The sequence below is a fragment of the Chitinophaga sp. W3I9 genome, assembly GCF_050434025.1.
GTDB lineage: Bacteria > Bacteroidota > Bacteroidia > Chitinophagales > Chitinophagaceae > Chitinophaga.
Map to the genome: position 1 here is coordinate 2,862,247 of NZ_JBNPWC010000001.1, position 15,917 is coordinate 2,878,163.

Sequence of the window (15,917 nt, forward strand, 5' to 3'; positions counted from 1 at the left end):
GGTCACCATTGAGAACGCGTATAGTAAGGAATGAATCCATTCCTGCAAAGTAAACCACACAGGGGAGTAATACTGTTTAACAGCAGGTTGCTCCCTTTGTTGTTTTATTCAATGTTGGTAGTATCTGCTTTAACCCGGGAAGAATCTTCCTGTTCCTGTTTCAGCATCGCCGCGCGGCGGAGGGAATCCAGCAACGGCGTGCGCCTGCGCCGCCTGTCGTTAAACAACTCGCTGAAGCGGTTGTATTCCCTGATATAGGAAATACCCACCCCGGATTTCGTACGGTTGTTGAGGTTATATACATCATAATCCGTTTTGCTGAAGGCGTTGATACGGAAACGGCCATCCGGCGTAAGCAGGTACTCAATGCGGAAGTCGCCGGCAAAACGGTTGGTATTGGCGGAAGTAGCCGTTTTACCCCAATCGTAATCCCCACCGGCATATAAACGGAAACGGTTATTAAACAAATTGCTCGTAATACCTGCGCTCACCTGGTTACGGTCTACGGACGAGTTGTCCTGTGGCCCGCCCACATTGTACGCGCGGTAATTCACATTCACCCCGATGCCACTTCCTTTCAGCAGCACACCGGTAATATTGTTGAGAATGGCCTGCGCCTGGGCCGATAACGCCTGCCCCACGCTGTTTTTCCCGGTAATGCCCACGTTGGCAGCGGCGGTAGTAGTAGCGTCATCCGGCAGGAACTGGTTGGAAAACAGCAACCCCCACACCTGGAACAATGCCTTGTTCTGGTCATTGTTAATCTCTTTCAGGTGCGCGGCTACACCACTTTCATAAGCCAGGCTGCCAACTTCCGGCAATTCAATGGAGTACGTAATATCCGGCTTCAGCAGGGCGCCACGCAGATTGATCCGCACATCCACTTTTTCGGTGCGCGTGGCCAGCTTATCTGTGCTCACATTGGTACCCTGACCTACCAGGTTATACAAGCTTACCTTTGGCAGGGAATATTTCGCCATAATGTTTACCCTGGCTTCCGACGGATCGCCGTTCCAGGTAATGGTACTGTTCTTTTCTATGTCGAACTTCCAGCTGGTGAGCCGCTGGAAATTGAAGTTGTAGGAACCGTTATTGATTTCGTAGTTGCCAAACATGGTGAAGTCGCCTTCTGTATTCACCGTGATCTGCAGGTTACCGGTACCGTTGGCGGAAATAATATCGCCGGTGGTGGCGTCCAGGATAACATCGATCTGCGCATCAGGGTTGGCGGCAATGTCCAGCTTGACGGTCAGTTTCGTATTGTCTTTTTTCTTCTTCTTTTCAACAATCTCGGTGCCATAGCTTTTGAACGTGATGTAGTCGTATTTCCCGATATCCTTGCTGTCGGACATAGGGAGATAGAAGTGGGTGCCTTTAATCGGGCGGGCCAGGATGTGCATCTGCATATCATTCAGCGGACCGGAGAAATATACCTTTCCGTCGGCCAGCACATCTCCGTAAAACAGGTCGTTATCGGAAGCGCTGGTATTCAGGAACAGGAATCCGCGGCCGGTGACATCAAAGTCGAAATTGAGCTTGTCGAAATGGTCATGACTGATATACCCGCTGGCAGTGCCTTTGGTATTGTATTTATCTACCAGCGTAAAGTTGCCGAATTCAATCAGGTTGTCATCTATGTTCACATTCAGCTTCGGAATGCGGTAGTGAGTGCCCAGGTAATCTACGGTAACACCCACGGTATCGAGGGTGAGCGCGCCTTTTACAGATGGCACGCGCGTGGTGCCGCTTACATTTAAAGTACCGGTTACCGCACCGGTGAGATTGGATACATAGCCCGCGAGGTATTTATTCAACAGGCTGATAGAAGTACCGTTGAGCTTCACGCTGGCATCAATCCCATTGTTGGACGCCGTTAATCCTACTTTACCACGGGCCAGGAAAGCTTTTCCTTCGTTATCCGATTGTATGTTAAAGGTGGCGTCACCGGTAAGGTGATGATAGGTGCCATCTATGTTTAAAATACCGATGGAGTCATTGTCGATGCGCAGTTCCCTTGTTCTCAGCGCTGTATTGATATCCAGGTTCTGCGTGGGATCTGCAATATTAATAGTGCCGTCCGTAATTCCCTCCACCCTGGTGGAAATCAGCTGGGCAGGAATTACATCAGCCAGGTTCAGATTTTTGAGGGTAACGATGAATTTGGATTCATCAGGATTAAACTCATTGGTTTCTACGGTAATGCTTTGGTCGTTGCGGGTTACCCGCAGGTTTTTTACCGTCAGGAAATGTTTGCTCCAGTATATTTCATTGCCGGGGGTAACATTCCATTGCCGTTCATTTACGGTGAAGGCGCTGTTGAGGAAATTGATCTTCAACCCGTCCGATACGGTAATGATCCGGGCGTAGAAGCCATCCAGGGAGGAAGTGTCTTCCGCAGCCAGGTCCACTTTTACAAAAGAGGTGTCATGCCCTGAACTGGCCAGTATCACCGGGTTTTCGAGGATCACATTTTTACCGGATAATACTTTGCCGATGCTCGCACTGATGTTAACCTTATTAAAGTTACCATCTCCCTTAATCTGTAATTCCTGTACATGATATCCCAGGTAACCGGCTTCGGGTACCTGGATGTTCAACGCCAGGTTGCCGCCATTCATGGTATTGAGGGCACCGGTTACGGTCGCATGGTCAAACCCCGAAAACTGGTTGGTAAAGCCACTCAGCAGTTTATCCACTTCACCGAGATTAATGGCGTAGGTGAAGTTCTGATTGATGACCGCATTTTGCGGGGCACTGAAATAGCTGGGATAATATTTATACAGCAGCAGGTGAAAAGCATCCGGCAGCTGGAGGAAACTGTACTGTCCTTTTACAAAGCCGTCGATTTCACTGCCGGTAAATTCGAGCAGCTTTTGGTTATCCACCATATGCGACGATACATACAGGGAATCAAATTCGAGGCGGCGGTTGTCCTTAAACGCAGATACATCGTACATCCGCGCGGTACCATCGAAGTTATCGATGTTGCTGCCCACAAAGTTCAGCTCCAGTTTGGCCTGCAGGGTAACGGAATCTTCTGTAATATGCAGCGCTTTCAGGTCTGCTTTACGGATTTCTGAATTGAATTTGAATTCCGGCAGGGCGGCATTAAAATCAATGGTCCCGGCAAAGTCCATGTCCAGGTTAGGATCAGTGGCCGTGAGCGCACCATTAAAAAATTTGCGGCTCATTTCCCCCTTTGTTTTGATATTCCGGTAATTGTATCCCAGCAGGGATATTTCCTGGATATCTGCATCCACGGTAGCTTTCAGCGTTTTAAAATTGAAGCCCGCGCCGTCTACTTTGGCATCGAGGGAGATGGTAGAAAGATTAGCGTTATTAAAAAGGGTGCCGATATCAAAGTTGGTAGCTTTTAAACTCCCGGAGTAAACAGGGACATCGCGGCTGGTTTTAAAGTTCAGATCGGAGTTTACCTTACCAAGGTTGGTCTGGAACTGGCCATAGGCCACAAAGTCGTTGATGAACCCGGTATAGCTTCCCTGGAAGCGGATAGAAGACAGCTTGTCGATGCGCACGGTGCTCACAATGTCCTTTACAATGGGCATGATCTGCATCACATCATTACCGGTGGTGATGAGTTCTTCTGTATGAAAATCGATAAATGTTTCAAAGATATCCGGCAGTCCGCGCATTTCCAGGCTCCCTTTAAGACGGGTGGTGCTACCTGCGGTCAGATCTATTTCAGATGCTTTCAGGTTGCTCACCGGGCCCCTGGCTTTACCGCTCAGCGTAATTTCCTTTTTCCAGGAGGAAAGGGGCGGTGCAAAAAAGGCGATGTCGTCTGACGATAGTTTGCAATTTTTAAACCGGGCCTGCATAAACACATCATTGATATAATCACTCATATCACTGATGTCGCTGTATTGCATGGTGTAATAGTCGCCGATATGACTGCGGTTGGTTTCCAGGTCGAGCTGTGAAAATTCCATTTCCACGGGCGACATTTTAAACCGGCTGGTTAATTTTTTCACCTCAAAGCCGCTGCGTTCTTTGGTGCTCAGGGTAAGATCCCCGATCACACTGTCTTTTACCAGGCTGGTATTGCTGAGGGAGAGATTGATGTCATTGAAGCGGATATGATTGGGTGCAAAATAGCCGGGTTCAATTTTCGTGCTGTCGTCGGGGTTATCCACCCCGAAGATGCCGTCTTTGATATTGAGTTCTTTCACCACCAGCTTCCAGTTGGCATTATTCCAGCGCAGCTGCTGCAGTTGCCCTGTATCTGGTACCGGGTGGTCCGGACTGGGTTTCCGCCGGCGCCGCAGGGGAGAGGCGGCATAACTGCTGATAATGAAGTCTGGATTGGTAAGCGTCAATTCCTGTATATCGATGTTATGTTTCTGGAGGTCCAGGTTCTTCGCATCGAGATAAATGCGTTTGGCAGATGCCCGCATATCTTCACCCACCCAGGCGTCCACCTGGTTGAGCCGGATGTTTTTAAGATCAATTTTTTTCAGGTCAAGGGAGATGCCGCCGGAGGGTTGACTACTGGTATCGGTTTTGGATGAGCCAAATGCTTCTTCGAGGAAATGATAGTTCCAGACGGAATCTTTGCGGGTACGCAACAGGTTTACCTGGGCGTTTTCCAACCCGATGAATTTGATCACGGGCTTGTCCTGGAAAAAGAACCAGTCGGTAATGCGCACCTGCAGCTTGCCTGCATACAACAGCGTGTCTCTGTGCTGATCTTCAATGAGCGCACCTTCCAGCTGCATGCTGTTGAACAGCCGGAAAGTCACGTGGTCTATTTCCACGCGCGTTTTAAGCTGCTGCGACAAGCGGCTGGTCACTTCATGCACGAGGAAGTTCTGCACTACGGGGATGTTTACCAGTATTCCGATCAGAATGACAAGGCCTAACAAACACAGTAACACGACAGATAATATTTTCCGTACTTTTTTCAGGCGGCAAAGTTTATCCGGCAAAAATAATTAATAGTTGGCAGCCAATGCCATTTAGCAAATAAATAAGATGTATTTCCGGTTTAAGTATGCTGACGGACGATTTCGTATATAGGTGCCAGTGAGTATGTGCAGGTCCGTTATACGTCCGGAAAATCCTCTGGTGATAAGTTTATCACGAAATTGTCGGACCTGTCTTTTTATTGTGATGTTATATTCGTATTTAATAATAGTATTTTGTCTTTAAAAGACAGGTGCTTAAATGGGTCTCTCTTGTTTATATCTGATTGTCAATAATTTACAAGAAGATATAAGCGTTTTCTGCCGCGTGAAAATCTCCGTCACGGTAGTGTCACTAATTCTTTCCGGCCTATTAGGAAAACTTTAACATTTCTAAATTTCCTTCCAGAACAATGAAGTACAAGTGAGCAATCGATGAACAAAGTAGCATTTCAGTGAACAAAACATTTTAGCAACCGGAATTATTCAAGCCAAACTATAGCATACCAGCAACAGTTGTAATTCACCCGTTTCAATAACAGTAACAAGGATTAATTCACCAGTGAACAAATTTCAGTGAGCATTCAGTCAACCAGTCTGATAATTCCAGAATAATTCAATAAACCAGAATCTATGCACAAAAAGTTGCTACTACTAGCGCTAATGGGATTCCTATGCCTGCACGCATGGGCCCAGGAGCGAAAAATTTCAGGTACTGTTACAGATGATAAAGGAGCGGCATTGCCCGGCGTATCTGTAAAAGAAGTCGGTACCAATAATGGGGCAGCCACAAGCCCCGACGGCCAGTTTACGCTTACCCTGAAAGGCAATTCCAACAAACTTTCCATTTCATTTATAGGTTTTGAAACGCAAACAGTGGTGTTGTCGGGGAAAACATCGATTACTGTTTCCCTGAAGCCGGATGCTAAAAGTCTGAAAGACGTGGTGGTTATCGGCTACCAGGAAGTACGACGTAAAACCGTATCAGCGGCGGTTTCCAGCGTGAAAGGCAAGGATATCGAAAACCTGCCTTCTCCCAGTTTCGACCAGCTCCTGCAAGGCCGCGCAGCCGGGTTGAACGTACAAAACTTCACCGGTGAACCAGGCGTAAGAGGCTCTTTCGTGGTAAGGGGAAATACCTCCATCAGCCGAGATGCCAGCGCCGCCCGTACCCTCAGCTCCCCGCTGTTCGTGATCGACGACATCCCTGTTTCACTGGACGATGCCGCCGCATTTGACAACACCGGTACCAACTACATCGCCGGGCTGAATCCCAACGACATTGAATCGATAGATATCCTGAAAGACGCATCCGCTGCCGCCATTTATGGCTCCCGCGGCGCCAACGGCGTGGTGATCGTGAAAACCAAACGCGGTAAACAGGGCAAACCACAGGTGAACTTTTCCACCTATGCCGGTATGATCCAGAAACCAAAGTTTGAAACCGTATATGGCGGCGCAGAAGAAAGATGGTTCAAAATGGACTACCTGCAGAAGTATCTTACTGATCAGCAGAAAGTGAATGGTATTCCCATGATGCTGACAGATAGCCTGAATCCTGCCTTCAGTGGAGCGGTCGACTGGCAGGACCTCTTCTACCAGAATGGTATTATCCAGAACTACGACCTGTCTATCTCCGGCGCTTCAGAAAATACCAACTACCGCGTGAGTGGTAACTACTACGATGAAGATGGAACCATCCGTGGTACCGGCTTTAAACGGTACACTATTTCAGCCGCCATGGGCGTAAAAATGTCGTCCCGCCTAAATGTGGCCTCCCTGTTCCGTTTGAGCCGCGGCGACAGATCCCGCGGTCGCGGCGTGTTCCCCGGAGAAAATGTGATCCCGTTAATAGATGGCCAGTATCTTTCTTCCCTGTTCAATATCTCGGATATCGACCGTAAGAACTTTACCGGCGACCTGGAATCCGGTCGTGATAAAAATATCAATGATGATATCACCGCCAGTCTTACCGTGAACTACGATATCTCTAAAAAGCTGCGCTTTGCTTCCATCGGGTCTATCCAGTCCAGCATCAATACCCGCGATATTTTCCGTCCCGGAGAGTTGAACACCGCCGGGTTATCTTACGCACAAAGTGGTAAGTCGCGTTTTGAAAATGCCAACCTCGACAACACCCTGAGCTATACTTCTGATATCATCAATAAAGATCATCATCTGAACGTGCTGCTGGGTAACACTATCAACAATATCAGGAATGAATTTACCGGTATTGGCAGCGGCGCGCTGAGTAATGATAACGTGAAAGTGGTACAGGGCTACAACCTCAGCTACCTGATGTACAGGGATGCATATGGCAACCTCGTTTCAGGTTCCGATTACCAGTCTTCCGGTATGCTGTCCTTTTTCTCCCGTGTGAATTATAACTATAAAGAAAAATACCTGTTGTCATTTGCCTATCGTGCTGATGCTTCTTCCCGTTTTGGCCGTAACAGCAGATGGGGTTACTTCCCCTCTGTATCCGGTGGCTGGAATATTTCCGACGAACCATTTATGGCCCCGCTTAAAAAGTGGGTGGAATATTTCAAGATCCGCGGAAGCTATGGTGTAACCGGAAGTTTACCAAAACAATATTACCTCCAGTATAATAATTACAGCATCAACCAGGGTACCTACGGCGGATCTACCGGCGGCACCTACAACGGCGTGAATGCCGTAACGCCTAACTTCTCAGATGGTGTGGCACAGGACGGACTCACCTGGGAACAGGCCATCCAGTCCAACATTGGTGTGGATGCAAGCTTCTTTGCCGGCAGATTAAATGTAACTGCCGACGCATTTAACAGGGGTACTTCCAAGCTGCTGTTTAACCTGCTGCTGCCTTCCACTGCGGGGTATGATAAAGTAAATACCAACGCGGTAGATGTACGCAACACTGGCGTGGAATTCACGGTGCAGGGCCGTATCACGCCGCCCACCAGCAAATTCCAGTGGAGTTCTACCCTGATATTATCTTTCATCAAAAACCAGATTGTTAAATTACCCAATGGTAACCGTGACCTGATGGTACCGGATAACAATACCGGTATGACGTATGTGCTCACTAAGGGCCGCGCTATCAACGAGTTTTACCTGATGAAGAGCAAAGGCGTATATGCCAGCGAAAAAGATATTCCGTTTAACCCTTACACCGGTGAAAAGCTCACCTACTGGAATGGCAACCATACCGTGCAGGCGGGCGACTTTATCTGGGAAGACCAGAACGGCGACTACGACGTGTGGGACTGGAATGACAAGGTGCGCAGCGGTAATCCCAACCCGGCATGTACCGGCGGTTTTACCAACGTATTTTCTTACGGCCCCTGGAGCATGCAGGTGTATATGACGTTTACCCTTAAACGTGATATCTACAACAAATACATGTCCGACAGGCTCACCGGCTTAACCAACAGCTACGCTACTATTGCGGGCATAGATCCTTCTTCGATCAACAGCTGGCATAAAGAAGGCGATAACGCCCAATATTCAGAAGTAATTCCTTACAGCCAGCAGTATTACTACCAGTTCCTTCCATTTTCGTCAGCCTTTGTAGAAAATGGTTCTTACCTGCGTATCAAATACCTGAACCTGGCTTACCAGTTCAGTCCTAAGTTCCTGGAACGTGCAAAGCTGAGCAAACTCCAGATCTATGGTGTGGTAGACAATGTAAAGATGTTCCAGAAATCAAGCGTTCCGGATGCGGAAGCAGTGGATGAAAAAGGTACTTACACCGGTGGCGGCTACCCGATACCACGTAAGTTCACCCTCGGTGTAAATGTTGGTTTTTAATTTTTAAAAAGAAGAAGATATGAATTGTCTGAAAAATATATTCACGGTAATAGCTGCAGGACTGCTGTTGTCGCCTTTCGTGTCCTGTAAGAAGCTGCTGGATCAGGAGCCGATCAATTCTCCCTATAATTCCGTTTTCTGGAAAAACCAGCGGGATGCAGAACAGGGTGTGGCCGGCGGCTATGCGTTATTGCGCAGGGCATTAACTACCAATACGGACTGGGACCAGAACATGTCGCATTTTGCATATGGCTCCTTACCCGCGTATGAATTTAACGACTACGACGTGTATGATGTGAGGTTCCTGGTGAAAGGTGGAGATGGGATGAATACCGCCGATTTCCTGGGATCTTACCTGGATAAATATCACGACTGGTCTCCCTACTATAAAGTGATCACACAAGCGAATATTATGTTGCATAATATTCCCAATATCCCCGATGCACAGTTTACGGATCAGCCTACCCGTACCCGTAACCGTTTCGTCGGAGAAGCTTACTTCCTGCGCGCGTTCAGTTATTTCTATATGGTGCGCCTTTGGGGCGATGTGCCGCTGGTAACGAAGTATGATCCTAATCCTGTGGGAGCAGAAAATATTCCGAGAACCAATGAGAAGATCATCCTGGATACTTGTATAGCTGATCTGAAGAAAGCTATCAGCCTGTTGCCGTGGGAATACAAAAACGGCACTGAAAGAGCGGTAAGAGCTAACAGGGGCGCCGCATTTGGCTTACTGGCGCACGCATACATGTGGAGAAACTTCCTGAACAAAGGACAGGTAGTATCCGACGTAACCAATGCGATTGCCGCCATCGATTCGGTTGAGCAAAGCGGTCAATACCAGTTACTCGCCGCCGAAATGTATCCAAAGATCTTCCACGGAAAATCAATGGAAGGCATATTCGAAATCAATATGCAGGTAGCGGATGGAGAACAGCAGGTAGAAAAAGGATTTTATTATAGCATCCTGAAAACACCTTTTATCAGTAATAAAGATGGAAAGGTAGACGCGCCGAATATTGACCTGATCAATTTACTGTATGATGAAGCCGGTACCGATGTGCGCCGTCATTATTACTTCACCAACCTGGATGCGTTTGGGCAGTATGATGTGATGATCTGCAAGTTTGCAGGCCCTAACCGGGAAAACATTAACTACCGTAATCCGGGCAACTTTACAGATGGTGCTGTAGACGCCAACATCATCCTGATGCGGTATGCAGATCTGCTGTTGTTACGTGCAGAAGCCCGTGCCGACCAGGGCAATGTAGGCGCCGCCTTGCAGGATATCAACAGGGTAAGGGCACGCTCGCATGCGGAACCTATTTTAGCAGAAGATGTGGCCGACATTAAAGAAGAAGCATTCCTGGAACGCTCCCGTGAATTATATGCAGAAGGACAACGTTGGTACGACCTGGTTCGCACCGGCATGCTCATGAATGGTAATGTGAACGCTGCTCCAGGTTTCCCGCAGGACCGCTTTGATGCCGGTGGCTGGAAATGGCCGGTAGGACGCTCGTTGTTCCTCAATAACAGCGTGCTTATACAAAATACATACTGGCTGGGTAAAGTGAAATAGCATCTTGAAATTTTAAACGTACTGACATGAACAAACTAAAAATATTTACCACAAAAGCAGGATGGGGCATCTTAATGATCACCCTGTTGTTCGCTGCCTGTAAGAAAGATGATCATTTCCTGGGAGGCAGTCCTACCAACGATCACACCGATCTTACTACCTACGATTACCTGAAAGCAAATCCTAATTTCGATACGCTGATCCTCCTGATCGACAAGGCCGGTTTAAAAGAAACCATCAACAGCGATATTACTTTTGTTGCGCCTACAGATTATTCTATCAAACAATTCCTGGCGGTGAGGACCAAGCTGTTGCAGATTGAGCTGAACGATGAAAACGTTAAGTATACGATTGATAGCCTGAAAACGCCTGAACTGCGCGACTCCCTGCTGGCCTATGCTTTTGCAGGTAAAATTGTACGTGCAGACCTTTCACTGGAATCGCAGGTATATAAAAATAAAGTGAACGAAGACTTCGCTTTCAAGCTTACTAAAACCGACGCATTTGGCAATATTTTTTCCGGGGGTGTGCGGTATATGGCGCTTACAAAAGTGATTAATGGTCTCGATCCGGATCCCCGTCCGGATGACTATCCGGAGGAAGACAGGGATATGCAGTATACCTTGCAAACAACCGGTATCATTACCAAAACAGGTGTATTGCATGTACTGCAAAACAACCACGTGTTTTATTGGAAATAGTCATCACCACTAAACTTAAAAGTATGTTGTATAAATATAAAGGGATAAAATTCGTTACATCCGTTGTTCTGCTGGGACTATTGATCGCCGGATGTAAAAAAATTGAGGAAGGCTTTCTGAGCGAAGGACTCTACGTACCGGACACCCCCATAAAAGTGCAGCGGGGTAACGCTTTCCAGAAAACAAGCGCCATCCTTGCAGATGGTACCACCCAGCCCATGACCGTGAAGCTGCTCGACATCAGGAGGGCAGATAACAAAAAACATGCGGATGAATTTTATAAAGAATACCCTGTTTACGTATATACGGCAGCGGTAGATCCCGCGAAAGACACCACCATTGAACTGGTGAACAAAAAGCGTGAACTGAAAAAGATGCAGCCTTATGTATTCCTGACCAGTGGCCAGTTTGTGTTTAACGGTGCCACCGACAGCTTACCGCTGGATGTTACCTACGAATATGATGTGGAAGTATCCAACGTGGCCGGTTCCAAAGTGTATAAGAATATCGGAACGCTCACTACTATGGATCCGCCATTGGTTACGGAAACAACGGCCAACTGTAACTTCTTCCCGGATGATGCTTCTCCCACCGTGCCAATGGGCGCACCGGTAATGACGATTACCAGGGTTAGTGAAAGCGGCGCTTCCGTGATCCTGAAAATAACGGATAAAGATGGCAAGCCTTTCAATCCTAAAAAGGGAGAGATCATTAAGCGTGGCGACCGTCCTATTTTTGAAAACTACGCCAGGTTCCATCCCATTGAGTATACAGATACCGCCATGATCTGCAACTTTGAGATTGCACCATTCCCATTGAGCCGCTATTCCAATGGCGGTACCAACTGGAACTACCTGATGTACTATCGTATTCCTTCTGCCTTTGTATCGGTAGATAAAAATGTATCCAGCAAAATAGGCAGCGTAAACCCGCTGTTTGCTTTCCGCCTGATGAAAGCGGGAACCTATGTTGTGGAGCTGAGGATGCCTAAAACGGTAAAGGTAACGCCATAAGAAAGCGGTAAAACATAAATAAAAAAGAGGTTGTATTCAACGTAATACAATCTCTTTTTTTTGATATTCCCGCTGATCAGGTGTATCTCCAAAGCATGTCAAAAGCAACTGTAAAGTATGGGCTATCTCCTGTTCAGGCATTTATGCTTTTGTGACACCAAACTCTTGGAGGAACCGGTGCAGCGTTGCCATATCTTCCTGGAGATGTAACGCAGAAACTACCGCCCGGTTGATTACCGGGCTATGTGGCTGCGGATATGCAAAGCTGGAAATGATCACGTCCCTTTCCTGCAGGTATTGTACCAATGCTTCACCGGGTGGAAGAATAAACATGGGCAGGCCATGCGGATTATGCACAGCGGTGTTGGCGGTAAGATGAAGAAGAAAGGCGATGTTTTGCTGTAACGACCGGTGCATTTTGACAATCAGTTCACCGGACTGCAGCCACGCATAAGCATAGGCCGGCATCATAGGCGTGCTGGCGGAAAACACGGGCAGTTTTTTGATGGCCATGATATCGGCTGCATGACCGGCAACAACGCCGCCGGGAATACTGTAGGCCTTTGCCAATGAGGCGGTGAGCAGGTATCTTACAAAAGGTGTTTGCGGCAGAAAATGAATGGCGCCCTGCCCGGCCGGGCCTAATATACCGATGCCATGGGAATCATCTGCCAGCACCAATACTTTGCGCTGCAATTCCTGCAACCAGTGAAAAGAATGAATAGTGCCGGTAAGCGGGTTCACCGTATCCGTGATGATCACAAAGTGATGATCCGGGTGAGTGTTTACTTTTTCAGTGGTTTGGGTAATCCATTCTTCGCGGCTCATAGCCGGCAACTCCGGTTGCTGCTGCCACAGCGAAGGATGCGCATCCGGTGCATACAGGGGCTGCTTGTTACTGACAGCGTATTGTGCAGCGGCTTGCGATGCCTGGTACCCGGAGGAAAAAACAACGGCCGACTGCTGCTGCAAATGAACAGCCAGGGCATGTTCTATTTCTTCGTATATGGATAAACGTAAGTTTGCCGACCTGGAAGAAGGAAACAGGGCGCCATACCTTTCAATCCCCTGTATAAGCAGGTGTTTGAAGGCTGGCAGCTGATGCAGCCCCAGGTAGGCAAACCCCGAAAAGAACAGGCAGCTGCGGCCGTCCTGTGTCACTGTTCTGCCGGGCGTGTGATCCGTATACAACATAGCCGTTAATCTTTCTTAGTACATAAGATAAACTGGAAATCGGTAGAAGTTACCTGCATGTCGAAATAATCTTCTGTAAGCCGGGTAACGGTAACCAGGTTCTCCACCTTACGGTCGCCGTTCTTCGCGGTAACAGAGATCATGGCGCCATTGCTGAGGATAAAGTACTTACCGGTATCCGACCTGCCTGCAATAGTGGCCACGAAAACGTTGTTATCGAGGAACTGATAATAAGCATCCCGGTAGTAACCTTTTTTAAGGTCCTGCGCCTGTATGTATTGTGTGTTGCTGATGGGCGACTCCGGTGGAATTTTTACATCGTATACCCGCCACTTTTTATTCATCAGCAGTTCATTGTTCTTTTTACCCTGGCAGGCGGTGATCACAGATAGCACCGCGATAACGGTAAGTAGATGACGTATTTTCATGGATGGTCAGTTCCCTGTTTTTTCTTTATTGAAGGCTGCCGATCCGCCTTTGGGGATGGACAGGCTTTCCCAATTACTTTTCAGGATCATTTTCCCGATGTATACGATTTGTCCCACGTGGTAGGGCACATGAGCCAGTTGCCGGTTAATGGCATCTATCACAATGTGAGGCTCATTACGGATAAACACGGTCCTGTCCAGGTCCGTTTCCTGCAGGCTACGGATAGCCAGGAGCATACAGTTCCAGCCTTCGTCCCAAAGCTGGAGGATTTGTTCCGGGGAAAGATCGCTTTCTTCAAATTCCCCGTCGCGGTTACGGCCGGGCTTCTCTCCGTCGGTGGTGAGGAAGTCGGTCCAGCGTGATAACATATTGCCATGCAGGTGTTTTATAATCATGGCAATGCTGTTCGGCGCTCCCTCCGGTTGCCAGTTCAGCTGCGCTTTGTTGAGCCGCAGCATGGTTTTAAGGCCCAGCTCCCGGTGTATTTCAAGCCGTTTTAGTACACTTTGTAAATAGATAGACTGAATAGACATGTCAATGTTTTTAAGTTAATATCCTGCTGCGCTGTCGTCGCCGCGTTTATCCCCGGAAGCTTCCAGGTAGCGGCTTTCAGGCGCCCGTTTAATAATTTCTGTACGGCCAATGCCGCCGCGTTTCACTACTTTATAGCCCATCCCTTCCAGCGCCTGGATGGTGGTGTCGGGAAAATCGTTCTCCACGGCAATTTCATCCGGCAGCCATTGGTGATGGAATTTAGGTTTGTTGATAGCTTCTGATGGGGTAAGCCCGAATTCCAGTGTATTCATCAGCGTTTGAAAAACGGAGGTGATGATAGTCGCGCCGCCGGGTGTACCCAGTGAATATAACACTTCGTTCTTTCGTAAAACGAGGGTAGGCGTCATGGAGCTGAGCATGCGTTTGGCCGGTGCAATGGCATTGGCTTCGGTGCCTACCAGTCCGTACATATTGGGCACGCCGGGTTTTACGCTGAAGTCGTCCATTTCATTGTTGAGTAGAAAGCCTGCTTTGCCTACCACTGTTCTGCTGCCGAAGTGGCCGTTGAGGGTGGTGGTTACCGCCACTGCATTGCCATCGGCATCGATGATGCTGAGGTGCGTGGTTTCCTCGCTTTCCGGCAGCACGCCCGCTTTGGTTTGTTCACTGGAACCTGCTTTACCGGGTGTAAAGTCCTGCATGCGGGCGGCCAGGTATTTTTTATCAGTAAGTTGTGAGATGGGCACTTTCACAAAATCGGGGTCGCCGAGAAACTGGGCGCGGTCGGCATACGCGCGCCTTTCCGCTTCCACCATCAGTTGAACCGCCTGTGGCGACTGGAATCCCCATTGCGAGATGGGATAGTTTTCCACCATGCCCATCAGCTGTTGCAGGCAAATGCCGCCGCTGGAAGGCAGGGGCATGGTTATAATCGTATAGCCTTTATAGTTAAAAGCTACCGCTGTCCTTTCCTTTGCTTTATAGCTTTTAAGATCCTGCAGCGTCATGATACCGTTGCCGCGTTTCATTTCTGCCACGATGCTGGCGGCGGTTTCTCCCTGGTAAAATCCTGCGGCTCCTTTATTTCGTATAAGCGTGAGCGTATGTGCCAGTTCTTTTTGTATCAGTGTGTCGCCGGCCTTCCAGGGTTGTTCTTTTACAAAGGCGGTTTTGCTGGTATTCAGTCTTTCGAAATCAGCCCTGGCGTTGTTCAGGCCACTGGCTTCTGCTTCAGTGATCACAAACCCTTTCTCTGCCAGGCGGATAGCCGGATCTATGAGTTTTGCAAAAGGCAGCCTGGCGTACTTCATCGCGGCAAATAACCCCGCAACGGTGCCAGGCACGCCTGCGGCCAGCTGGCCATCAAGACTCAGCTGGGTAACCGGGTTGCCAAGAGAATCGAGGTACATATCCCGGTGCGCTTTTGCCGGGGCTGTTTCCCTGTAATCAATGGCGATATTCCGGCCGCTTTTGAGGTGACCTACCAGGAACCCTCCTCCGCCAAGATTGCCGGCGCCCGGGTATACCACGGCCAGCGCCAGCTGCGTGGCTATGGCCGCATCCACCGCGTTGCCGCCCTGTTGCAGTACGATGGCGCCTACACGGCTGGCCAGCGGATGCGCAGATACTACTGCTCCATGCAGCACTTTGATATCTTTTTCTACACTATAATCGTAAGGATGTAGTTCATCTGTTGTTTGCTGGGCACAGGCGGTATGTAAAGTGCATACCGTCATCCCCAGCATGATAAGGAAACGCATGGGTATCTGTTTGGATCGAAATTAAGGATATGCGG

The 15,917-nt window shown here is 48.5% G+C and carries 9 protein-coding genes; 4 read left to right on the top strand and 5 right to left on the bottom strand.

The annotated features are described in order from the left end of the window. Positions 1–104 precede the first annotated feature (104 nt). Complete coding sequence (locus QFZ51_RS11970) at positions 105–4,895, bottom strand: translocation/assembly module TamB domain-containing protein (RefSeq protein ID WP_429046078.1); 4,791 nt, start codon at positions 4,893–4,895, stop codon at positions 105–107. A gap of 660 nt (positions 4,896–5,555) precedes the next feature. Here QFZ51_RS11970 and QFZ51_RS11975 point away from each other — a divergent pair. From QFZ51_RS11975 to QFZ51_RS11990, 4 genes are read left to right on the top strand one after another with little or no spacing between them, the layout of a single operon-like run. Continuing rightward, complete coding sequence (locus QFZ51_RS11975) at positions 5,556–8,711, top strand: SusC/RagA family TonB-linked outer membrane protein (RefSeq protein WP_429046079.1); 3,156 nt, start codon at positions 5,556–5,558, stop codon at positions 8,709–8,711. 19 nt (positions 8,712–8,730) lie between these two features. Continuing rightward, entirely contained in the window at positions 8,731–10,290 is a 1,560-nt protein-coding gene (locus QFZ51_RS11980) for a RagB/SusD family nutrient uptake outer membrane protein (RefSeq protein WP_429046081.1), read from the top strand. Between the two features lie 26 nt (positions 10,291–10,316). Next, a complete protein-coding gene (locus QFZ51_RS11985) occupies positions 10,317–10,991 on the top strand; it encodes a hypothetical protein (RefSeq protein ID WP_429046083.1) in 675 nt (224 codons plus the stop codon). A 23-nt stretch (positions 10,992–11,014) separates the two neighbouring features. Continuing rightward, positions 11,015–12,004 carry a DUF5007 domain-containing protein gene (locus QFZ51_RS11990; protein WP_429046085.1) on the top strand — a complete coding sequence of 330 codons (990 nt, stop codon included), beginning with the start codon at positions 11,015–11,017 and terminating at the stop codon, positions 12,002–12,004. A gap of 141 nt (positions 12,005–12,145) precedes the next feature. Here QFZ51_RS11990 and QFZ51_RS11995 read toward each other — a convergent pair whose 3' ends face one another. Genes QFZ51_RS11995 through ggt form a run of 4 tightly spaced genes read right to left on the bottom strand, consistent with a single transcriptional unit; the run spans position 12,146 to position 15,882 of the window. Further along, entirely contained in the window at positions 12,146–13,198 is a 1,053-nt protein-coding gene (locus QFZ51_RS11995) for an aminotransferase class I/II-fold pyridoxal phosphate-dependent enzyme (RefSeq protein ID WP_429046086.1), read from the bottom strand. A 5-nt stretch (positions 13,199–13,203) separates the two neighbouring features. Next, positions 13,204–13,626, bottom strand: a complete 423-nt coding sequence (locus QFZ51_RS12000) for a hypothetical protein (protein ID WP_429046088.1) — start codon at positions 13,624–13,626, stop codon at positions 13,204–13,206. A 6-nt stretch (positions 13,627–13,632) separates the two neighbouring features. Continuing rightward, positions 13,633–14,160, bottom strand: a complete 528-nt coding sequence (locus QFZ51_RS12005) for a DUF1572 family protein (protein ID WP_429046090.1) — start codon at positions 14,158–14,160, stop codon at positions 13,633–13,635. Between the two features lie 15 nt (positions 14,161–14,175). Beyond that, on the bottom strand, positions 14,176–15,882 hold the full coding sequence (ggt, locus tag QFZ51_RS12010) for a gamma-glutamyltransferase (RefSeq protein ID WP_429046091.1): 1,707 nt from the start codon (positions 15,880–15,882) through the stop codon (positions 14,176–14,178). Positions 15,883–15,917 lie beyond the last annotated feature (35 nt).

Bases quoted from the DNA above. Each gene is read 5' to 3' on its own strand.
- QFZ51_RS11985 (WP_429046083.1), top strand. From the start codon at position 10,317: ATGAACAAACTAAAAATATTTACCACAAAAGCAGGATGGGGCATCTTA.
- ggt (WP_429046091.1), bottom strand. From the start codon at position 15,882: ATGCGTTTCCTTATCATGCTGGGGATGACGGTATGCACTTTACATACC.
- QFZ51_RS11990 (WP_429046085.1), top strand. From the start codon at position 11,015: ATGTTGTATAAATATAAAGGGATAAAATTCGTTACATCCGTTGTTCTG.
- QFZ51_RS11975 (WP_429046079.1), top strand. From the start codon at position 5,556: ATGCACAAAAAGTTGCTACTACTAGCGCTAATGGGATTCCTATGCCTG.
- QFZ51_RS11980 (WP_429046081.1), top strand. From the start codon at position 8,731: ATGAATTGTCTGAAAAATATATTCACGGTAATAGCTGCAGGACTGCTG.
- QFZ51_RS12000 (WP_429046088.1), bottom strand. From the start codon at position 13,626: ATGAAAATACGTCATCTACTTACCGTTATCGCGGTGCTATCTGTGATC.
- QFZ51_RS12005 (WP_429046090.1), bottom strand. From the start codon at position 14,160: ATGTCTATTCAGTCTATCTATTTACAAAGTGTACTAAAACGGCTTGAA.
- QFZ51_RS11995 (WP_429046086.1), bottom strand. From the start codon at position 13,198: ATGTTGTATACGGATCACACGCCCGGCAGAACAGTGACACAGGACGGC.